This is a genomic window from Streptomyces sp. NPDC001220 (assembly GCF_053597895.1).
Genome location: NZ_JBSFJE010000001.1, coordinates 317,701 through 338,385, shown reverse-complemented (window position 1 = coordinate 338,385; position 20,685 = coordinate 317,701). Strand labels below are relative to the sequence as shown.

The following is a 20,685-nucleotide window of genomic DNA, read 5'->3' as shown; positions in this document are numbered from 1 at the left end:
GGCCTTTCCCTCTTCGTTTCAGCGTCTTCCAGTATCGCCGACGGGTACGGCAAGGGCGGCCCCGGTGTGTCCGGGACCGCCCTGGAAAGGCCGTGGTGACTACTTGCGGCTGTAGTTCGGCGCCTCGACCGTCATCTGGATGTCGTGCGGGTGGCTCTCCTTGAGGCCCGCGGAGGTGATGCGGACGAACTTGCCCTTGGACTCCATCTCCTCGATGGTGGCGGCGCCCACGTAACCCATGGTCTGGCGCAGTCCGCCGACGAGCTGGTGCAGCACGTTGGAGAGCGGGCCGCGGTAGGGCACCTGGCCCTCGACGCCCTCGGGCACGAGCTTGTCGTCGGAGGCCACCTCGGCCTGGAAGTAGCGGTCCTTCGAGTACGACCGGCCCTGGCCGCGGGACTGCATCGCGCCGAGCGATCCCATGCCGCGGTACGACTTGAACTGCTTGCCGTTGATGAAGAGGAGCTCGCCGGGCGACTCCTCGCAGCCGGCCAGCAGGCTGCCGAGCATCACGGTGTCGGCGCCGGCGGCGAGCGCCTTGCCGATGTCACCGGAGTACTGCAGACCGCCGTCGCCGATCAGCGGGATGCCGGCCGGGCGGGCCGCGAGGGAGGCCTCGTAGATGGCGGTGACCTGCGGGACGCCGATGCCGGCGACCACGCGCGTGGTGCAGATGGAGCCGGGGCCCACACCCACCTTGATGCCGTCGACACCGGCGTCGATGAGCGCCTGGGCGCCGTCGCGGGTGGCGACGTTGCCGCCGATCACGTCGACGTCCACGCTCGACTTGATCTTCGACATCCAGCTGAGGGCGTTGCTGTTGTGGCCGTGCGAGGTGTCGACGACCAGGAAGTCCGCGCCGGCCTCGGCGAGCGCCTGGGCCCGCTCCAGGGCCTCGGGGCTGGCCCCGACGGCGGCGCCGACGAGCAGGCGGCCCTCGGCGTCCTTGGCGGCGTTCGGGTACTTCTCGGCCTTGACGAAGTCCTTGACCGTGATCAGGCCCTTGAGGACACCCTCGTCGTCGACCAGCGGCAGCTTCTCGATCTTGTGCTTGCGCAGCAGCTGGATGGCCTCGGTGCCGGAGATGCCGACCTTGCCGGTGACCAGCGGCATCGGGGTCATGACCTCGTGCACGCGGCGCGAGCGGTCGCTCTCGAAGGCCATGTCGCGGTTGGTGACGATGCCGAGCAGCTTGCCGGCCGGGTCGGTGACGGGCACGCCGCTGATCCGGAACTTGGCACACAGGGCGTCGGCCTCGGCGAGGGTCGCCTCCGGGCGCACCGTGATGGGGTCGGTGACCATGCCGGACTCGGACCGCTTGACCAGGTCGACCTGGTTGACCTGGTCCTCGACCGACAGGTTGCGGTGCAGCACGCCGACGCCGCCGAGACGGGCCATGGCGATCGCCATGCGGGACTCGGTCACCTTGTCCATCGCCGCGGACAGGAGCGGGATGTTGACCCGGACGTTGCGGGAGATGCGGGACGAGGTGTCGACCGCGTTCGGGAGCACCTCGGATGCGCCCGGCAGCAGCAGCACGTCGTCGTAGGTAAGCCCGAGTGTCGCGAATTTTCCGGGCACTCCGTCGACGTTGGCAGTCATGACACCTTCCCCAAATGGCCTTGAACGGTGCGGATGTCCATGCTAACGGGAAGCACAGGCCCCAAATTCCACGGTACGACTCAGCTTGAGGCTTCGTATGTTCGTACGGAAACGAGCGCACACCTGTTCATCGGGGGTGGCGAACCGTGCGGCTACTGCTCCGCCAGTGCGCGCAGCCGGCTCAGGGCTCGGTGCTGGGCGACCCGGACGGCGCCCGGTGACATTCCCAACATCTGGCCCGTCTCCTCGGCGGTGAGGCCCACCGCGATCCGCAGGAGAAGGAGTTCGCGCTGGTTCTCGGGGAGGTTGGCCAGGAGTTTCTTGGCCCATTCGGCGTCGCTGCTGAGCAGCGCCCGCTCCTCGGGGCCGAGGGAGTCGTCGGGGCGTTCCGGCATCTCGTCGGAGGGGACGGCCGTGGAGCCCGGATGGCGCATCGCGGCCCGCTGCAGGTCGGCGACCTTGTGGGAGGCGATGGCGAAGACGAAGGCCTCGAAGGGGCGGCCGGTGTCGCGGTAGCGGGGCAGCGCGAGGAGGACCGCCACGCAGACCTCCTGGGCCAGGTCCTCCACGAAGTGCCGGGCGTCGCCCGGAAGGCGGGACAGGCGCGTACGGCAGTAGCGCAGCGCGAGCGGGTGGACATGGGCGAGCAGGTCGTGCGTGGCCTGCTCGTCCCCGTCGACGGCGCGGTGGACGAGAGCGCCGATCGTCCCTATGGCGGTGACCGCCTCGTCGTCGCGCATCGGTCCATCGTGCCCTGCTGCCGTCGGCGGTGTGGCACCGCGTCCGTCGTTGTGCACCGAAGCGTTATGAGCAGGTGCGCCAGAGCTCATCCCTTGCGCCCTCCCCTTCCGCTCGAACGACTCGTCCCCGAGAGACTCCACACCTCAAGGATGCGGCATCGGCGCCGAAACGAGCAGCAGGCGTCCGGCGCTCCGCCTTGCGGACCCCGCCCACCGTGGGGTAGGCGGGGGCGTCCGGTCGGTCCGCGATCCCGCTGCGGCGCAGCTCACCGCCCTGCTAACGGACCAGTCCCCAGCGGAAGCCGAGGGCCACCGCGTGGGCGCGGTCGGAGGCACCGAGCTTCTTGAACAGGCGCCGGGCATGGGTCTTCACGGTGTCCTCGGAGAGGAACAGCTCCCGGCCGATCTCGGCGTTGGAGCGGCCGTGGCTCATGCCTTCCAGGACCTGGATCTCGCGCGCGGTGAGGGTGGGCGCGGCGCCCATCTCGGCCGAGCGGAGCCGGCGGGGCGCCAGCCGCCAGGTGGGGTCCGCGAGCGCCTGGGTGACGGTCGCGCGCAGCTCCGCGCGCGAGGCGTCCTTGTGCAGGTAGCCGCGGGCACCGGCGGCGACGGCCAGGGCCACCCCGTCCAGGTCCTCGGCGACCGTGAGCATGATGATGCGCGCGCCGGGGTCGGCCGAGAGCAGCCGGCGCACGGTCTCGACGCCGCCCAGTCCGGGCATGCGCACGTCCATCAGGATCAGGTCGGAGCGGTCGGCGCCCCACCGGCGGAGGACTTCCTCGCCGTTGGCCGCCGTGGTCACGCGCTCGACGCCGGGCACGGTCGCCACCGCGCGGCGCAGCGCCTCTCGGGCAAGCGGGGAGTCGTCGCAGACGAGGACGGATGTCATGACCGCCCTCCGCAGCTGATGCGCGTCACCTTGAGCCTCCAGGCTGGTACGGAATCGTCACCTGTGCGGTCGACCGTCTCGGACGCCTGCCCGAGCGCTTGTTGTTTCAACCGCCTCCGCACTCTCAACGACGGTCACTCGAAAGAGTTACGGGGCTGCCTGCCGTCTTCGGCACTCTACGTGAGGGCGCGGACACGGTGCAGACATGGACGTCAGACCCTCAACTTTTCATCACATCCAATGCCCCATTTAGACCTTTTTCTTCCCGTTTCACGGTGTCTGGGGCTAGATTCGCAATGAGTCATATTTTCATCTCTCTAGACCGGAGATGTACGGTCGTTGGCACCGTATCCGCCCAGAACGGCTACAAGGGGTCACGTAATGGCAGATTTCTCCCGCCTTCCCGGACCGAACGCGGACCTGTGGGACTGGCAGCTCCTGGCTGCCTGCCGTGGGGTCGACAGCTCGCTCTTCTTCCATCCCGAGGGCGAGCGCGGGGCGGCTCGGAGTGCCCGTGAGAACTCGGCCAAGGAGGTCTGCATGAGGTGCCCGGTCCGCGCGGAGTGCGCGGCGCACGCGCTGGCGGTCCGCGAGCCGTACGGCGTCTGGGGCGGCCTGACCGAGGACGAGCGCGAAGAGCTCATGGGGAGGGCGCGCAACAGGCTGGTGTCGGCCTCGACGACCAGCGGCGACCCCCTCCCGCACACCTGAAAGAACCGACTCCCCCGCACACGCCTGAAAGAACGTTTCTTCTAACCGCTGCCGATCGGGCCGCCCGTCGCCCCTAGGCCCGCTGGGCCGCCCGGCCCAGCTGTTCCAGCGTCGCCGCCACCGCCGGTACCTGTGCCAGGTCGGGCAGGGTGAGGGCGACGATCTCCCGCACCACCGCGGGTTCCAGCGCCACCGTGCGCGCGCCTCTCGGGCGTACCGACTCGATCGCCAGCTGGGGCAGTACCGCGACGCCAAGACCGGCGCCGACCAGGCCGACCACGGCCGGGTAGTCGTCGGTGGCGAAGTCGATGCGGGGCGTGAAGCCCGCGTTCCCACACGCCTGGACGAGCTGTCCACGGCAGCGCGGGCAGCCCGCGATCCAGGGTTCGTCGGCGAGTTCCCCCAGCGCGACCGACTCCGCGCGTGCGAGCCGGTGCCGTTCGGGCAGCAGGCCGACCAGCCGGTCCGTGAGCAACGGCCGCACCACCAGGTCGTCCCACTCCTCGGCGCCCGCCGCGCCCTCGTAGCGGAAGGCCAGCGCGATGTCGCAGTCACCCGCGCGCAGCAGCTCCACGGACTTCGGCGGTTCGGCCTCCTCCAGGGAGACCCGGGTGCCGGGGTGGGCCGCGCGCAGGGCGGCCAGCGCCGTCGGGACCAGGGTGGAGCTGCCGCTCGGGAAGGAGACCAGACGGACCCGGCCGGCGCGCAGGCCGGCGATCGCGGCGACCTCCTCCTCGGCGGCGGTGAGCCCGGCGAGGATCCCGGAGGCGTGCCGCACGAGGGCCTCGCCGGCCTGGGTCAGGCGCATCTCGCGGCCGTTGCGCACCAGCAGCGGGGTGCCCACGGAGGTCTCCAGGGCCTTCATCTGCTGGCTGACGGCGGGCTGGGTGCAGCCCAGTTCACGCCCCGCCGCCGAGAAGGATCCGGTGGTGGCGACGGCGCGCAGGACGCGGAGATGACGGGCCTCTATCACTCCTGAAGCATAAGGCGGGCTTGGACAGCGCACCTCATAATGCGTCGACGCTTTGAGCAGGGTCCCGTACCTTCGGACCATGGAGCTTCTCTCGGTGAACCTCGGAATTCCGACGCCGTCGCCCCACACGGACCAGAAGGACGGCGTGACCGGTATCGACAAGCGCCCCGTGGACGGCCCGGTGCGGGTACAGGCGCCCGGGCCCAAGGGGGTCGCGGGCAGCGGACTGGCCGGGGACGCGGTGTGCGAGCTGCGCCACCACGGCGGCGACGACCAGGCGGTGTACGCCTACGCGCGCGAGGACCTCGACGCCTGGGAGAAGGAGCTCGGCCGCCCGCTGCCGAACGGCTGCTTCGGTGAGAACCTCACGACAAACGGGCTGATCGTGTCCGACGCGCTGATCGGCGAGCGCTGGCGGATCGGTTCCGGGGTCGTACTGGAGGTCACCTCCGGGCGCATCCCGTGCCGCACTTTCCAGGGCCATCTGGGCGAGCGGGGATGGGTGAAGAGGTTCACGCGGAAGGGTGCGTCCGGTGCCTACCTCCGGGTGATCGAACCGGGCGACATCCGGGCCGGCGACCCGATCGAGATCGTGCACCGGCCGGCCCACGGGGTGACGGCGGCGATGGAGTTCCGCGCGACCACCACCGAGCGGGAACTGCTGCCGCGAATCCTCGCGGCGGGCGAGGCGCTGCACCCGGAGGCGCTGGCACTGGCCCGGAAGTACGCGGCCGCAAGGCAGGACTGAACGGCCGTCACTCCCGGGTCGTTCACCGGCGCTTCACCCTTCGGGAGAGCTGGTGCGCGCAGCGGACGCCGTCAGTCCGGGTAACTACCCTTGGGCCATGACAACGGCTCTGATTACGGGATCGACCGCGGGGATCGGCGCCGCGTTCGCGCGGCGGCTGGCGGCGGACGGGCACAACCTCGTCCTGGTGGCGCGGGACACCAAACGGCTGCGCGAGCAGGCGACCGAGCTGCACGACCGGCACGGCATCGAGGCGGAGGTGCTCACCGCCGACCTCGCCGAGGACACCGGCATCGAGTCGGTCGCCGGCCGCCTCGGCGACCGCAGGAACCCGGTCGACCTGCTGATCAACAACGCGGGCTTCGGCAACAAGGGCCGCTATCTGGACGTCTCGATGGCCGACGAGCTGAAGATGCTCAAGGTGCACTGCGAGGCGGTGCTGCGGCTGACCTCGGCGGCGGCCGAGGCGATGCGGGAGCGCGGGCGCGGCGGTGTCGTCAACGTGGCCTCGGTGGCGGCCTTCGTGCCCCGGGGCACCTACGGGGCCTCGAAGGCGTGGGTCGTCCAGTTCACCCAGGGCGCGGCGCGCGACCTGGCGGGGACCGGCGTCCGCCTGATGGCGCTGGCGCCCGGTTTCGTGCGCACCGAGTTCCACCAGCGGGCCGGGATGGGCACGGACAACATCCCGGACTGGATGTGGCTGGACGCCGACAAGCTGGTCGAGGCGGCGCTCGCCGACCTCGCCCGCGGCAAGTCGCTGTCGATCCCGGACCCGCGGTACAAGGTGCTGACCGGTCTGGCGAAGGTGGCGCCGCACGGGCTGCTCGGCGGCATCACCTCGAGGACGGGACGCAAGTACGGGCCGCAGTGACGGCTGTGGTGCCGCTTGCCGCCGGTGGGAAAATGGGCGTGACGGTACCGGACCCAGGGGGGCCGGAGGCGGCGGCATGACGTTCGTACAGCTCATCGAGTGCAGGACCAGCAGGCCGGCCGAGATGGACCGGCTGATGGACAGGTGGGTCACGCAGGCCAAGGGAAAGCGGACGGCGACGCACGCGGTGGTCGGCAAGGACCGCTCCGACGCGTCGCACGTCGTCGAGATCGTGGAGTTCCCCTCGTACGAGGAGGCGATGCGGAACTCCAACCGGCCGGAGACCGACCAGGTCCTCAACGAGATGCTGGCACTCTGCGAGGGGATGCCGACGTTCACGGATCTGGACGTGGTGCGCGACGAGCGGTGGTACGCCGACACCGCGCGGCGGTTCTTCGAGACGATCGCCGCGCCCGGCCCGTTGGTTCCGCTGGACGGCCTGATCACCGAGGACTACCACGACCACGATCCGGTCGAGGGCCAGGACACCATCGGCATGGACGCGATGCGCCGCAAGCTGGAGATGTGGCGGGAGGCCTTCGACTTCTCGTTCCTCATCGAGGACCAGATCTCCCAGGGCGACCGGGTGTGCACCAGGTGGCTCTGGACGGGTGTGCAGCGGGCGGCGTTCATGGGGATGCCGAACACCGGCCGGCAGGTCACCATGGCCGGGACGACGATCCACCGCTTCGACGCCGCCGGGAAGATGACCGAGGGCTGGTTGCAGTACGACCGGCTCGGGCTGATGGACCGGCTCGGAGCACTGGACACGCTGCAGAACTGAGCGGAACCGGTCGGAGCGCTCGACTCGCTGCGGCACTGAGCGGAACCGGTCGGCACACTCGACTCGCTGCAGAACTGAGCGGAACCGGTCGGCGCACTCGACTCGCTGCGGCACTAAGCGGAACCGGTCGGCGCACTCGACTCGCTGCAGAACTGAGCGGAACCGGTCGGCGCGCTCGACTCGCTGCGGCAGTGAGCGGAACCGGTCGGCGCGCTGGACTCGCGCTGCAGAAGTGACTGAACCGGTCGGAGCGCTGGACCGCCGGAGACCTGAACCGGCAGCTGTCGTGGAGTAGTACGACCGGCGAAGTGGTACGACAGTAGGAAGTACCCGCGAGGGGCGAAGCCCCCGTTCCCGGCGGACGACCGGGGACGGGGGCTTCTTCGGCTACTGGGGCGTTGCCTCAGTGGGAGTGGCCGTGGGAGTGACCGCCGGCCGCCGGCTCCTCCTCTTCCTTCTTCTCGACGACCAGGGTCTCGGTCGTCAGAAGCAGGGAGGCGATGGAGGCCGCGTTCTCCAGGGCGGAGCGGGTGACCTTGACCGGGTCGATGACGCCGGCCTTGACCAGGTCGCCGTACTCGCCGGTGGCGGCGTTGAAGCCCTGGCCCTTCTCCAGCTCGGCGACCTTGGAGGTGATGACGTAGCCCTCCAGGCCGGCGTTCTCGGCGATCCAGCGCAGCGGCTCGACGACCGCGCGGCGGACCACGGCGACACCGGTGGCCTCGTCGCCGGTCTTGCCCAGGCCGCCCTCCAGCACCTTCGCGGCGTGGACGAGCGCGGAGCCACCACCGGAGACGATGCCCTCCTCGACCGCGGCGCGGGTCGCGGAGATGGCGTCCTCCAGACGGTGCTTCTTCTCCTTCAGCTCCACCTCGGTGGCGGCGCCGACCTTGATCACGCACACGCCGCCGGCCAGCTTCGCGAGGCGCTCCTGGAGCTTCTCGCGGTCCCAGTCGGAGTCGGTGTTCTCGATCTCGGCCTTGATCTGGGCGACGCGGCCGGTGACGGCACCGGAGTCACCGGCACCGTCGACGACCGTGGTGTCGTCCTTGGTGACCGTGACACGGCGGGCGGAGCCCAGCACGTCCAGGCCGACCTGGTCGAGCTTGAGGCCGACCTCCTCGGAGATGACCGTGGCGCCGGTGAGGATCGCCAGGTCCTCCAGCATCGCCTTGCGGCGGTCGCCGAAGCCGGGGGCCTTGACCGCGACCGCGTTGAAGGTGCCGCGGATCTTGTTGACGACGAGGGTGGAGAGCGCCTCGCCCTCGACGTCCTCGGCGATGATCAGCAGCGGGCGGGAGGCGTTGCCCTGGATGATCTTCTCGAGCAGCGGGAGCAGGTCCGCGATGGAGGAGACCTTGCCCTGGTTGATGAGGATGTAGGGGTCCTCCAGGACGGCCTCCATGCGCTCCTGGTCCGTCACGAAGTACGGCGACAGGTAGCCCTTGTCGAAGGCCATGCCCTCGGTGAAGTCCAGCTCCAGACCGAAGGTGTTGGACTCCTCGACGGTGATGACACCGTCCTTGCCGACCTTGTCCATCGCCTCGGCGATGAGCTCGCCGACCTGCTGGTCCTGGGCGGACAGCGCGGCCACGGCGGCGATGTCGGACTTCTCGTCGATCGGGCGGGCCGTCGCGAGCAGGTCCTCGGAGATGGCGGCGACGGCGGCGTCGATGCCCTTCTTCAGGGCGGCCGGGGAGGCACCCGCGGCGACGTTCTTGAGGCCCTCGCGGACGAGCGCCTGGGCCAGCACGGTGGCGGTGGTCGTACCGTCACCCGCGATGTCGTTGGTCTTGGTCGCCACCTCCTTCACCAGCTGCGCGCCGAGGTTCTCGTACGGGTCCTCGATCTCGACCTCGCGGGCGATGGTGACACCGTCGTTGGTGATGGTGGGGGCGCCGAACTTCTTGTCGATGACGACGTTGCGGCCCTTGGGGCCGATCGTCACCTTGACCGTGTCGGCAAGCTTGTTGACGCCGCGCTCGAGGGCGCGACGGGCGTCCTCGTCGAACTTCAGGATCTTCGCCATGGGAGCGGTTCAGCCCTCTCGGAAAACGTGGGTGAAACGAACCGCGCCCCTGACGCCCGGCTTCATAAGGTCGCGGGGGCCAGGGGCGCAGCTCAAAGCAGAATGTGCTTGGGGTGAACTACTTCTCGATGATCGCGAGCACGTCGCGAGCCGAGAGGACGAGGTACTCGTCGCCGTTGTACTTCACCTCGGTGCCGCCGTACTTGCTGTAGAGCACGACGTCGCCGACCTTGACGTCGAGCGGCAGGCGCTCGCCGTTCTCGAAACGGCCCGGGCCCACGGCGAGGACAGCGCCCTCCTGGGGCTTCTCCTTCGCGGTGTCCGGGATGACCAGGCCAGAGGCGGTGGTCTGCTCGGCGTCGAGCGGCTGGACCACGATGCGGTCCTCGAGCGGCTTGATGGCAACCTTGGAGCTGGTGGTCGTCACGATCCGACCTCCCCCTTCGGAGATCTCACGGGGTTAACTGTCTGAGGTGGCGACCAGGTGGATCCGTCGTCGCGGGTGCCGGACCTGCCCGTCGCGTTGTTGGCACTCTCATCTGCCGAGTGCCAGAGCCGAGACTATGACCGCGATTAGCACTCGGTCAAGCGGAGTGCCAATTGCCCGCGGCGCGGCGCCGAAAAAAGGGTGGCCGGAGCCGCGGTGACCGCCCCTGGGGCTGCCGCCGGTCCTACAGGTAGTCCTCCAGCCGCCCCACCGTCAGGCCGCTCTCCTGGACCCGGTGGAGCAGGCGGGTCGTGCGTTCGCGCAGGGTCAGGCCCGTGGCCTCGTCCGGACCGACCAGGACGATGTCGCCGGGGTCCAGCCGCTTCTCACCGCGGCGGTACGCGATGCCGTCGGCCGTCATCGCCGCGCGCCACAGGACCACTGCCGCCACCCCGCAGTCGGCCGCCGCGCGCAGGGTGGTGGTGTCGTACGTGCCGTAGGGCGGGCGGAAGAGGCGGGGGCGGATGCCGAAGCGGGACTTCAGCTTCTCCTGCTGGCCGCAGATCTCGGCGCGCTGGCCGGCGTAGGGCAGGCCGGGCATGGCCGGATGGTCGAGGGTGTGGTTCTGGACGCTCGCGCCGACCTCCTGGAGGCGGGCGAAGTGGCCGTAGCCGGGGCCGACCACGCTGTCCGTGAGGAACATGCTCACCGGGAGCCGCAGTTCACGGACCATGTCCACGAACCGGGGGTCCTTCTCGGCACCGTCGTCGTAGGTGAGGAAGACGACCTTGTCGGTGGTGGTGACGTGGTCGACGACCGGGGGGAGGCTCGTGTGGAGGGCGAGCGGGTGGAGCGGTGGGTGCGGGGCCGGGAGCAGCGGCGCGGTCAGGCCCCAGTGGCGGTACGGCTGTTCGCCGGCCGGGCCGTGCGGCCGTACCCGGTCGGCGGCCTTCTTGCCCAGCCGTTCGATCGGGTCGACGGACTGGGCGCAGCCCGCCAGGAGGAGGGCGGCGGTCAGCAGCGCGGCCGTCGCCCTCGGCCGGCTCACAGGTAGTCCTCCAGGCGCGCCACCGCATAGCCCTCGCGGGTGACCTTGTTCAGAAAGCGGCGCATGTCGTCGACCATCGTGCCGTCCCAGTCGTCCGTGCCCCTGAAGTGCGTGAGCACGATGTCACCGGGGTGCAGGCCGCGGTCCCACTCGCGGTACTCCCAGTGGTCGACGAACACCTCCTCGTCCCAGATCGGCGCGTACTTGATGCCGCAGGACTTGGCGGCGCGCAGGGTGTCGCCGTTGTAGTTGCCGTAGGGCGGCCGGAAGACCGTCGGCGCCTTGCCGAACTGCTTCTTCATGATCGCCTGCATGCCGCAGATCTCGTCCTTCTGCTCCTCGTAGGAGAGGCCGGGCAGATAGGGGTGGGTCAGGGTGTGGTTGTTGAGGGTGTGGCCCTCGGACTGCATCGTGCGGAAGTAGCCGTAGTCGTCCTTGACGAGGTAGTTGCTGAGGAAGGCGGTGTAGGGGATCCGCAGGTCGTTCATCATCCGGAGGAACCGCGGGTCCTTGTTCGAGCCGTCGTCGATGGTCAGGAAGACGACCTTCCGCTTGGTCGGGATCGTGGTGAAGACCGGGGGCAGGTCGTCCTCCACCTGCCCGTCCACCTCGAAGCCGTCGCGCGCGGTGATCCTCGGCTTCACCTTCGGCGGGGCCGGGGGCCGCAGCGGGACCGCGTCCAGGCCCCAGCGCCTGGCGGCGGCGACCAGGGCGGCGTGGGAGTCGGGGGCGGGGGCGGGCGCCGCCCGGGGCGGCTGCTGACCGGCGGCGGGACGGGCGGTGGAGCCGGTGTCCGGCCCCGCGCAGCCGGACATCAGGGCGGCCACGGCCAGCAGGCCCGCCGCGCCCGCCTTCAACCCGTTTTTGTCATTTTGTACGACTACTCGCATGGCGTCGGATCCTTCCAGGCCCTCCCCCGGAACCGGCGCCGACACCGCCGCCGGAGGCGAACCATCCACCGACTGGCCGACAATGACCCGGTGAACGACGTCCTCGCCCCCCTCCTCTCCCCCGAGGGCCGCGCCCTCCTCGCCGAGGTGCGCGGCACCGCGCCCGCCGACGAACTCGCCGTGGCCACCCGGCTGCGCCGCGAGCACCCCGCCGAGCTGGTGTCGGCGGCACTCACCCAGGCCCGGCTGCGGCAGCGGGCGGCGGCGAAGTTCGGGGAGGCGGACGCGGACCGCATGTTCTTCACGCCGAACGGGGTCGAGCAGTCGACGCGGGCGAGCGTCGCCTCGTACCGGGCGCAGCGGCTGACGGCGCTCGGGGTGACCTCGGTCGCCGACCTGTGCTGCGGGATCGGGGGCGACGCGATCGCGCTCGCGCGGGCCGGGATCCGGGTGCTCGCGGTGGACCGGGACCCGGCGACGGCGGCCGCGGCGCGGGCGAACGCGGACGCGCTGGGGCTGGCCGGCCTGATCGAGGTCCGGGAGGCGGACGTCACGGAGGTGGACACGGCCGGCTACGACGCCGTGTTCGTCGACCCGGCCCGGCGCGGCGGCCGCGGCCGCATCTTCGAACCGGAGGCCTACTCGCCGCCCCTGTCCTGGGCGATCGAGGCGGCCCGCGGTGCCTCGCGCGCCGCCGCGCTGAAGATCGCCCCAGGCGTCCCGCACGAGGCGGTCCCGGCGGACGCCGAGGCGGAGTGGATGTCGGACGCGGGCGACGTGAAGGAGGCGGTGCTGTGGTTCGGGACGGCGCCCGGGGCGGTCCGCGCCACCCTGCTGCCCGGCCCGCGCACGCTGCTCGGCCGGGGCCTGCCCGACCCCGCCGTCCGGCCGGTCGGACGCTACCTGTACGAGCCCGACGGCGCCGTCATCCGCGCCCATCTGGTCGCCGAGGCGGCCGAGGAGCTGGACGGCGGGCTCGTCGACCCGACGATCGCGTACATCACCGCCGACGCGCTGCGCGCCACCGCCTGGGCTACGCCGTACGAGATCACCGACCGGCTCCCCTTCAACGTCAAGAAGCTGAAGGCGCTGCTGCGCGAGCGCGAGGTCGGCACGCTGACCGTGAAGAAGCGCGGCTCGGCCGTGGAGCCGGAGGAGCTGCGCAGGAAGGTCAAGCCGCAGGGACCGAACGCGGCGACCGTGTTCCTCACCCGGGTGGCGGGGGCGCCGACCATGCTCGTCGGCGCCCCCGCGCGGCCGGCTACTGGTGCTGGGCCGTCCTGAGCGTGCCCAGGTTCGGCCCGGCGGCCGGACGGGCGGACTTGGTCGCGGCCGAGACGGGGTCACCGGCGTCCGTGCGCAGCGCGAACGTGCGCGCGGCCGAGGCGACGCCGTTGAAGTACGGCCGGTACACGAAGTCGTTGCCGCTCGCGCTGATCGACGAGCCGGCCGTGTTCAGCGCGCCCGCCGTCACCGAGCCGGTGTCGCCGAAGGCGATCACGGCCTGGGTACCGGCGGACTCGCGCAGCAGATAGCTCTTGACCTCGTCGGACAGGGCGGGCCTGGAGGTCCACAGGACGGGCCCGTAGACGTTCATCGCCGAGCCCGCGGAGACCCCGTCCCGCCAGGAGCCGGCGTAGGCGACGGCGGCCTGGCCGGGGGTGGTCCACCAGAACTTGGCGACGGCCACCGACAGCGCCTCGCTGTTGGCCCCCGTGACCGGGTAGTAGTAGTACGTCGACGGCCACCTGGAGAACGACGCGTGGGTCAGCGCGTACTTCGCGTCCGACCCGACCGTGATGACCATGGTCTTGGCCGGGTTGAGGCTGTTGAGGTACGACTTCACCGCCGACGTCAGCGACTTGCCGCTGGTCAGGACCACGCTGCCGGTGCTGCCGGTGCCCTCGGCGCCGGCCGCGGCGGCCGCCGGGAGCGCCGCCTGGTAGTCGGTGCCGCTGGCCAGGAAGACGTACGAGGGGCTGGTCGTGACCGTCCTCGCGGCCTTGACCGAGGTGTCGTAGCGGTCGGTGCCCGACACCCGCTTCGGGACGTAGCCGAGGGACTTCAGCTGAGTGGAGACGTTGGTGGTGAGGACCGAGGTCCCGCCGACCATCCAGACGTTCGCGCCCTTCTTCAGGGTGCGCTTCAGCTCGTTCTTCACCGCCGTCGACAGGCCGGTCTTCACGGTCGTCAGCACCGGGCCCTGCCGCTTGCCGGCGAGGGCGGTGGCGGTCGGCGCGTCGGCCGAGTCGTCCTGGTTGAGCAGCACGGCCGACTTGGCGTCCAGCAGGCCCGGCTCGCTCTGGCCGACGGTGTTCCAGCTCCAGCGCGAGGAGGCGATGACCGTGCCGTTCGCGTCGGCGCCCCAGACCCGGGCGGTGGAGTTCTTGCGGACCGGCTGCCAGCTGGGATTGACGCTGAAGTTCTGTCCGGCGGTGTCCGCGACCTTGGTCAGCTCGCCGGTGGCCACGTCCGCGTACTCGATGGTGTGCACATCGCCGCTGTCGGGCGAGGTGTGCGCGTCGAAGACGATCCGGGTGCCGGTCGGCGACCAGGACGGGTTGGCGTACGAGCGCGGCCCCGTCGTCAGCTGCTTGACGCCGGTGCCGTCCGCGTTCGCCGTGAACACCTGGTAGTTGCCGTCCGTGTCCTTGCGGACGAAGGCCAGCCTGGTGCCGTCGGGCGACCAGTCGGGCTGCTCGGCGTCGGTCAGGACGCGCTTGACCGTCTTCGCGTCCGAGTCGTAGACGTAGACGCCGGCGTTGTCGTAGCAGCCGTAGTTGACGTTGCGCTGGAAGGCGACGAGACCCGACGCCGGGTTCACCGTCGGGTGGGTGTCGCAGACGGTGGACGGCTCCAGGGCGCTGCTGAGCAGCGGCTCGGGGGCCCACGACCCGTCCGAGGGGCCGTAGACGAGCTGGCCCGCGGTGGAGAAGACGACGTACCGGCCGCTCCAGCCGTAGGCGAGGTCCTCGTAGACGGCACTGGAGCGCACACCGGCCGCCCAGGGAAGGGTGATCTTGGTGGAGCCGCTGGGACGGTAGCTGGAGATCTGGCCCGCGCTGGTGACCAGCCGGCTGCCGTCCGGCGCCCAGGCGGCGTAGTCGCCGCCGACGCCCGGAATCTGCGTGGTTCCGCCCGTCGCCGGGTCGATCAGCATGCCCCCGTCGACGAGGATCTTGCCCTCGGTGCCGGGCCAGCTGCCGGCGTCGTCGGCGACGGCGCCCGGCGCGAGCGCCAGGGTGCCCGTCGCGGCCAGTACGGCCGCGGTCGCGAGCGCCGCCGCACGGCGGCGCGTGAACATTCTCAAGTTGTCGACCCCCCATGGTCTGTACAGCCCCTGCACAGGGGCCGGGTCACTGTAGTGACCAACTAGTTGCCATGGGAACAGAGTTACGGATGAACAACTGTCTGCTTCCAGGTTACGAAGCGCACTCCCGCGCCCTGGCCAGCAGCAGCTCGCGCTCCCGCTCGTTGCGTGCCAGCTCCGCCGCCCGTTCGAACTCCGTGCGGGCCTCCGCCGTACGCCCGAGGCGGGCCAGCAGGTCACCCCGGACGCTGGGCAGCAAGTGGTAGTCGCGCAGGGCGGGTTCGGCCGTCAGCGGGTCCACGATCGCCAGGGCCGCCGCCGGACCGTCCGCCATCGACACGGCCACCGCTCGGTTCAACTCGACGACCGGGGACGGGGACCGGGCCGCCAGCAGGCCGTACAGGGTGGCGATGGACCTCCAGTCGGTCTCCTCGTAGGTGTACGCGTGCGCGTGGCAGGCCGCGATGGCCGCCTGCAGGGCGTACGGCCCCGGGGCGCCCGTCGCCGTGGCGTCCGCGCGGGAGAGCGCCCGGATGCCGCGGGCGATGAGCATGCGGTTCCAGCGGCGGCGGTTCTGGTCCCTGAGCAGGACCGGCTCGCCGTCCGGGCCGGTGCGGGCGGCCGTGCGGGAGGACTGGAATTCGAGGAGCGAGGTGAGGGCGTGCACCTCCGGCTCCTTCGGCATCAGCGAGGACAGCACACGGGCCAGCCGCAGCGCGTCCTCGCACAGCGAGGGGCGCAGCCAGTCGTCGCCCGCCGTGGCCGCGTACCCCTCGTTGTGGATCAGGTAGATGACGTCGAGCACGGAGCCGAGCCGGGCCTCGCGGTCCGGGCCGTACGGCACCTCGAAGGCGATGTTCCTGGCGGCCAGGGTGCGCTTGGCGCGGACGACGCGCTGGGCGATGGTCGGCTCGGGGACGAGGAAGGCGCGGGCGATCTCGGCCGTGCTCAGACCGCCGAGGAGACGCAGGGTGAGGGCGGTGCGGGCCTCCGGCGACAGCACCGGGTGGCAGGCGGTGAAGACCAGGCGGAGCAGGTCGTCGTCGATGTCGTCGGGGTCGGCGGGCTCCTCCGGCGGGGCGGCCGTCTCCATCCCGCGGCCGATCTCCGCGAGCTTGCGGGCGTAGTTCTCCCGGCGCCGGACCAGGTCGACGGCGCGGTGGCGGGCGGTGGCCATGAGCCAGGCGCCCGGGTTGTCGGGCACCCCGTCCCGGGGCCACTGCTCCAGTGCGGCGACGAGGGCGTCCTGGGCCAGTTCCTCCGCGATGCCGACGTCCCGGACGATCCGGGCGACGCCGGCGATCACACGGGGCGACTCCAGGCGGAAGACGGTCTCGATGACGTGCCGGGCATCGGCGTCGACGGAGGGCTGTGTGCTCACAGCCCTCCATTCGACACCCCCGGACGGCGGTACGCCAGGAGGGTCAGCCCTCCGCGATCTCCCGCACCTCGCAGGTCACCGTCCAGAACTCCTCGTGCACCTTCAGGAACCGCTTGGTCCACTCCAGGGCCTCGGCCATGTCCTTGCACTGCATGATCGCGTAACCGCCGACGACCTCCTTGGACTCGGTGAACGGGCCGTCGGTGACGGAGATCTTCCCGCCCTCCCAGTGCACCCGGGTGCCCTGGGCGGTCGGCGTGAGCCCCGCGGTGTCCAGCATCACGCCGGCCTTGGTGATCTCCTCGATCAGCTCGCCCATCCGCTGCATCAGCTCCTGGCTGGGGCCCTCGGAGGGGGCGGCGCTCTCGTCGATCTTCACGAGCGACAGGTAACGGGGCATGGTGACTCCTGGGATTCCGGTGCGGTGCGGGGTCTCTCCCCGCATCTCACCCTTGCGTCGAACGCGCCGGCCCCGGATCGACACGCGCACCGGAACTTCCCGAAGTTTTTTTCCGCGGCTCTTCCGCACCGGTCACAGGGCCGGTCTCAGGGCCGGTCTCAGGGCCGGTCTCAGGGCCGGTCACGCGCCCTAGCGCAGCGACTTCCACAGGTCGCTCGCCTCGGGTTCGTCGGCGATCACCCGGTTGGGGTCCGACGGGGCCGTCACCACCGGCATCATCACGGTCTTGAGATGGTCCGAGGTCAGGCCCTTGAGGCTCTGCCCGAGACGCATCAGTTCGCTGAGCGAGTCCAGGCCCGTGTCGGTGGTGAGGCTGGCGGTGACCGCGTCGGCGACCTCGTAGAGCTTGGCCGGGTTGGTCAGGAGGCTGATGGAGGCCATCTGGTCGAGCAGGGCCTTGACCAGTTTCTGCTGGAGGCCTATCCGGCCGAGGTCGCTGCCGTCGCCTATGCCGTGCCGGGTGCGGGCGAGCGCCAGGGCCGTGGTGCCGTCGAGGTGGTGGGTGCCCTTCTTCAGGTGCAGGTGACTGTCGTCGTCGTCGATGTCCTGGTCTGTGGTCACGGTGACCCCGCCGAGCGCGTCCACCAGCTTGGCGAAGCCCGAGAAGTCGATCTCCAGGTAGTGGTCCATGCGAACGCCGGTGATCGACTCGACCGTCTTCACCGCGCACACCGCGCCGCCCACCGAGTAGGCGCTGTTGAACATCGCGTTGTAGGCGACGGACGTCGAGCCGCCGGAGGAGAGCGGGCAGGAGGGGCGGGTGACCAGGGTGTCGCGCGGGATGCTCACGACCGTGGCCCCGGTGCGGCCCGCGTCGATGTGGACGACCATCGCCGTGTCGGAGCGGGCGCCCGAGCTGTCGCCGCCGCCGAGTTTCTGGTTCTCCTTGCCGCTGCGCGAGTCCGAGCCCAGCACCAGGATGTTGACGGAACCGGTGGGCAGCGGGGACGCCGACGCGGACGCGGTGGCCGTCGGGGTGGTCACCGCCCTGGCCGGGCGGTCGTCGCCGAGCGCGCTGTTGATGTCGACGCTCTTGATGTTGTCGTTGAGGTGCCAGTAGGCCCACCCCGCGCCCGCGATGCCCAGCGTCATGACGCCCGCCAGGGTGAGGCCGACGATCCTCAGTCCTCTCGACCGCCGGCCCACCCGTCTGCCCGCGCCGCCTTGCTCCTCGTGTCCCGTCACGAGACAGGAACGTAAGTCCGAATTATTAGGGGACTGTTAGCGCGAGTGCCGCAAGAGCGTTTTCTTCGGAAAATCTCACCCTTCTCAGGCCGGGTTCAGCCCAGCGTCACGGACGGCACCGGATTGCTGCCGCTCCAGGACGCGTTGAACCCGAAGGTCACCGAACCCCCGTCCGGCACGGTCCCGTTGTAGGAGGCGTTCGCGCAGGAGACGGCCGCGCCCGACTGGGTGCAGACGGCGTTCCAGGCCTGGGTGATCTGCTGCCCGGCACCGTACGTCCAGTTCACCTTCCAGGACGAGAGGGAGGCGCCCGAGCAGGAGACGGTCACCTGCCCGGTGAACCCGGTGTTCCACTGACTGCCCACGCTGTAGGCGGCCGAGCAGGCACCGGTCGGCGGCGGTGTGGTCGTGGTCCCGCCGAGCGCCTCCGCGATGCCGTGGTACGCGGGTTTCGGCGCGTAGTTCGCGTCGTACGGCGTCGCCGCCCCGTACCCCGGGAAGGTGCTGTCCACCCAGGAGTCGGAGTCGGTGAAGCCCCACACGGTGACGTTGACGCAGCGGCTCACGGCCACGCACGCGGCGACCACCGACTTGAAGTCGGCCTTCTGCTGGGCGAGCTTGGTGCTGTCGGAGGGCAGCGCCATCCGGATGTCCAGCTCGGTGATCGCCACGTCCACGCCGAGGTCGGCGAAGCGCTGGATGTTCTGCTGGAGGGTGGCGGGCACCTGGCCGAGGATCAGGTGGGCCTGCAGTCCCACCCCGTCGATCGGGACGCCCGCCGCCCTCAGGGACCTGACCAGGTTGTACAGGGCCGTGGACTTCGCGTCGACGCCCTCGACGTTGTAGTCGTTGATGTACAGCTTGGCCGCGGGGTCGGCCGCGTGCGCCCAGGTCAGGGCGTTGGCGATGTAGTCGGCGCCGAGGCCGTCGTACCAGAGGGTGGAGCGGTAGGTGCCGTCCTCGTTGAAGGGCTCGTTGACGACGTCCCAGGCCGCGATCTTCCCCTTGTAGCGGCCGACCTCGGTGCTGATGTGGTTCTGCAGCAGGCTGCTCAGCTGGGCGGACGTCCAGGTGCCGTTCGTCAGCCAGCTGGGGTTCTGGCTGTGCCAGACCAGGGTGTGGCCGCGCACCTGCTGGTTGTGGGCCTGGGCGAAGGCGACGATCTGGTCGGCCTCGGACCAGTTGAAGGTGCCCTGGGTGGGCTCGACCGTCCCCCACTTCATGGCGTTGCCCGGGGTCAGCGAGCTGAACTGGGCGCCGGCGACGTCGCCGTACGTCCCGGTGAGCTTGGAGCCGGTGACCGCGGTGCCGATGACCTTGCTCTTGGCGGCGGCGAGGTCGCGTAACGGGGTGTCGGCGGCGTGTGCCGCGGGCGCCGTGAACAGCAGCGCGGCGCCGGTGACAAGTGCCGCCAGGGACATGCCCGTGGACAAGCGGAGGGAGAGGCGGGGGGACAAGCCTGTTCTCAGAGATCTCATTGCGGGGGCCTCCGAAAGTTTCGGCCGTACAACCGATTGGCTTCGGAGGAGTGTGGAGACGCCCGCACCACCCGTCAACACGTCAACATCCGGCCACCTCCCTCACGGAGCCGCGGGCGCCGCCGTACTGCTGCGCACCACCAGGCTGGTCGCCAGCTCCACCCGGGTCGCGGTGGTGGCCTCCTCCGCCCGGCCCATCTCCAGCACCAGCCGGGCCGCCGCCTCGGCCATCTCGGTGAGCGGCTGCCGTACGGTCGTCAGCGGCGGCCCCACCCAGCGGGCCACCGGCAGATCGTCGAACCCGACGATGCTCACGTCCTCCGGGATCCGCAGCCCCAGCTCGCGCGCGGCCTCGTACAGGCCGAGAGCCTGGAGGTCGTTGCCGGTGAAGACGGCGGTGGGCCGGTCGGGCATGCGCAGCAGTTCCAGGCCGAGCCGGTAGCCGGCGTCGTGGTGGAAGTCCCCGGCCTTGACCAGGCGCTGGTCGACGGGGAGCCCGGCGGTCTCCAGCGCGGCCCGGTAGCCGTCCACCCGGGCCCGGCTGCACATCATCCGGGAGGGCCCGCTGATCGCCCCGATGCGCCGGTGCCCCAGCTCGACCAGGTGCCGGGTGGCGGCCAGGCCCCCCTGCCAGTTCGTCGCGCCGATCGAGGGGACGTCGGGCCCCGGGTCTCCCGCCGGGTCCATCACCACGAACGGGATCGACCGGCTCAGCAGCAGCGCCCGCTGCGACTCGTCCAGCCCCGACAGCACCAGCACCACCCCGTGCGGTCGCCGGGCCGCCACCTGGTCGGCCCAGGTCCGCCCCGGGGTGAGCCGCCCGGCGCTCTCGCTGAGCACCACGCTCAGCCCGGCGTCCCTGGCCACGTTCTCCACCCCCCGGATGACCTCCATCGCCCAGGCGCTCTCCAGCTCGTGGAAGACCAGGTCGATGAGTGGCGAGCGGGAGGCCTCGGCGCGCCGCCGCCGGTAGCCGTAGGCGCGCAGCAGGTCCTCGACCCGGGTGCGGGTCGCCGGAGCGACGTCCGCGCGCCCGTTCAGGACCTTCGAAACAGTCGGAGCGGACACGCCGGCCTCACGGGCGATTTCGGCGAGCGTCGCCGTCTGCGTTTCTGCGGGCTTCGGAGGCGTCATGACGGCGATCGTATCCCTGCGCTCC

The 20,685-nt window shown here is 70.8% G+C and carries 19 protein-coding genes; 5 read left to right on the top strand and 14 right to left on the bottom strand.

The annotated features are described in order from the left end of the window. Window positions 1–99: 99 nt before the first annotated feature. From guaB to ACWDGI_RS01660, 3 genes are all read right to left on the bottom strand, one after another. A complete protein-coding gene (guaB, locus tag ACWDGI_RS01670; RefSeq protein WP_450754266.1) occupies window positions 100–1,602 on the bottom strand; it encodes an IMP dehydrogenase in 1,503 nt (500 codons plus the stop codon). A 152-nt stretch (window positions 1,603–1,754) separates the two neighbouring features. Beyond that, complete coding sequence (locus ACWDGI_RS01665; RefSeq protein WP_351693558.1) at window positions 1,755–2,342, bottom strand: sigma-70 family RNA polymerase sigma factor; 588 nt, start codon at window positions 2,340–2,342, stop codon at window positions 1,755–1,757. Between the two features lie 277 nt (window positions 2,343–2,619). After that, on the bottom strand, window positions 2,620–3,231 hold the full coding sequence (locus ACWDGI_RS01660; RefSeq protein ID WP_003948568.1) for a response regulator transcription factor: 612 nt from the start codon (window positions 3,229–3,231) through the stop codon (window positions 2,620–2,622). 381 nt (window positions 3,232–3,612) lie between these two features. Between ACWDGI_RS01660 and ACWDGI_RS01655 the strand changes: the two genes are divergently transcribed. After that, a complete protein-coding gene (locus ACWDGI_RS01655) occupies window positions 3,613–3,942 on the top strand; it encodes a WhiB family transcriptional regulator (RefSeq protein WP_351693561.1) in 330 nt (109 codons plus the stop codon). A gap of 73 nt (window positions 3,943–4,015) precedes the next feature. Here the strand turns inward: ACWDGI_RS01655 and ACWDGI_RS01650 are convergent, their stop codons facing one another. Then, window positions 4,016–4,915 (bottom strand): LysR family transcriptional regulator, encoded by a 900-nt coding sequence (locus tag ACWDGI_RS01650; RefSeq protein ID WP_450754263.1) that lies wholly within the window; start codon window positions 4,913–4,915, stop codon window positions 4,016–4,018. 79 nt (window positions 4,916–4,994) lie between these two features. Between ACWDGI_RS01650 and ACWDGI_RS01645 the strand changes: the two genes are divergently transcribed. From ACWDGI_RS01645 to ACWDGI_RS01635, 3 genes are all read left to right on the top strand, one after another. After that, window positions 4,995–5,663: an MOSC domain-containing protein gene (locus ACWDGI_RS01645; RefSeq protein WP_450754261.1), complete on the top strand. Its 669-nt coding sequence runs from the start codon at window positions 4,995–4,997 to the stop codon at window positions 5,661–5,663. 97 nt (window positions 5,664–5,760) lie between these two features. Continuing rightward, window positions 5,761–6,534 carry an SDR family NAD(P)-dependent oxidoreductase gene (locus tag ACWDGI_RS01640; protein WP_450754259.1) on the top strand — a complete coding sequence of 258 codons (774 nt, stop codon included), beginning with the start codon at window positions 5,761–5,763 and terminating at the stop codon, window positions 6,532–6,534. Between the two features lie 76 nt (window positions 6,535–6,610). Further along, window positions 6,611–7,318, top strand: a complete 708-nt coding sequence (locus ACWDGI_RS01635; RefSeq protein ID WP_450754257.1) for an ester cyclase — start codon at window positions 6,611–6,613, stop codon at window positions 7,316–7,318. Window positions 7,319–7,721: 403 nt separating this feature from the next. Here the strand turns inward: ACWDGI_RS01635 and groL are convergent, their stop codons facing one another. From groL to ACWDGI_RS01615, 4 genes are all read right to left on the bottom strand, one after another. Next, window positions 7,722–9,347 (bottom strand): chaperonin GroEL, encoded by a 1,626-nt coding sequence (gene groL, locus ACWDGI_RS01630; protein ID WP_450754255.1) that lies wholly within the window; start codon window positions 9,345–9,347, stop codon window positions 7,722–7,724. Between the two features lie 118 nt (window positions 9,348–9,465). Next, entirely contained in the window at window positions 9,466–9,774 is a 309-nt protein-coding gene (gene groES / locus ACWDGI_RS01625; protein ID WP_066995800.1) for a co-chaperone GroES, read from the bottom strand. A gap of 244 nt (window positions 9,775–10,018) precedes the next feature. Next, a complete protein-coding gene (locus ACWDGI_RS01620; RefSeq protein ID WP_450754253.1) occupies window positions 10,019–10,822 on the bottom strand; it encodes a polysaccharide deacetylase family protein in 804 nt (267 codons plus the stop codon). Next, entirely contained in the window at window positions 10,819–11,712 is an 894-nt protein-coding gene (locus ACWDGI_RS01615; protein WP_450754251.1) for a polysaccharide deacetylase family protein, read from the bottom strand. Before ACWDGI_RS01615 ends, ACWDGI_RS01620 begins: the two co-directional genes overlap by 4 nt. 90 nt (window positions 11,713–11,802) lie before the next feature. On the opposite strand from ACWDGI_RS01615, the gene ACWDGI_RS01610 reads away from it, so the two are divergent. Beyond that, entirely contained in the window at window positions 11,803–12,996 is a 1,194-nt protein-coding gene (locus ACWDGI_RS01610) for a class I SAM-dependent methyltransferase (RefSeq protein WP_450754250.1), read from the top strand. On the opposite strand, the gene ACWDGI_RS01605 is transcribed toward ACWDGI_RS01610, so the two are convergent. From ACWDGI_RS01605 to ACWDGI_RS01580, 6 genes are all read right to left on the bottom strand, one after another. Further along, window positions 12,974–15,016, bottom strand: coding sequence for a cell wall-binding repeat-containing protein (locus tag ACWDGI_RS01605; RefSeq protein WP_450754248.1), 2,043 nt, complete (start codon window positions 15,014–15,016; stop codon window positions 12,974–12,976). The genes ACWDGI_RS01610 and ACWDGI_RS01605 overlap by 23 nt on opposite strands. A gap of 118 nt (window positions 15,017–15,134) precedes the next feature. Then, complete coding sequence (locus ACWDGI_RS01600; RefSeq protein WP_450754246.1) at window positions 15,135–16,403, bottom strand: RNA polymerase sigma factor; 1,269 nt, start codon at window positions 16,401–16,403, stop codon at window positions 15,135–15,137. A gap of 43 nt (window positions 16,404–16,446) precedes the next feature. Further along, on the bottom strand, window positions 16,447–16,803 hold the full coding sequence (locus ACWDGI_RS01595; RefSeq protein WP_450754244.1) for a YciI family protein: 357 nt from the start codon (window positions 16,801–16,803) through the stop codon (window positions 16,447–16,449). 189 nt (window positions 16,804–16,992) lie between these two features. Beyond that, entirely contained in the window at window positions 16,993–18,048 is a 1,056-nt protein-coding gene (locus tag ACWDGI_RS01590; protein ID WP_450754242.1) for an LCP family protein, read from the bottom strand. Window positions 18,049–18,143: 95 nt separating this feature from the next. After that, on the bottom strand, window positions 18,144–19,469 hold the full coding sequence (locus tag ACWDGI_RS01585; protein WP_450754240.1) for an endo-1,4-beta-xylanase: 1,326 nt from the start codon (window positions 19,467–19,469) through the stop codon (window positions 18,144–18,146). A gap of 159 nt (window positions 19,470–19,628) precedes the next feature. Continuing rightward, on the bottom strand, window positions 19,629–20,660 hold the full coding sequence (locus ACWDGI_RS01580) for a LacI family DNA-binding transcriptional regulator (RefSeq protein ID WP_450754238.1): 1,032 nt from the start codon (window positions 20,658–20,660) through the stop codon (window positions 19,629–19,631). Window positions 20,661–20,685: the final 25 nt, after the last annotated feature.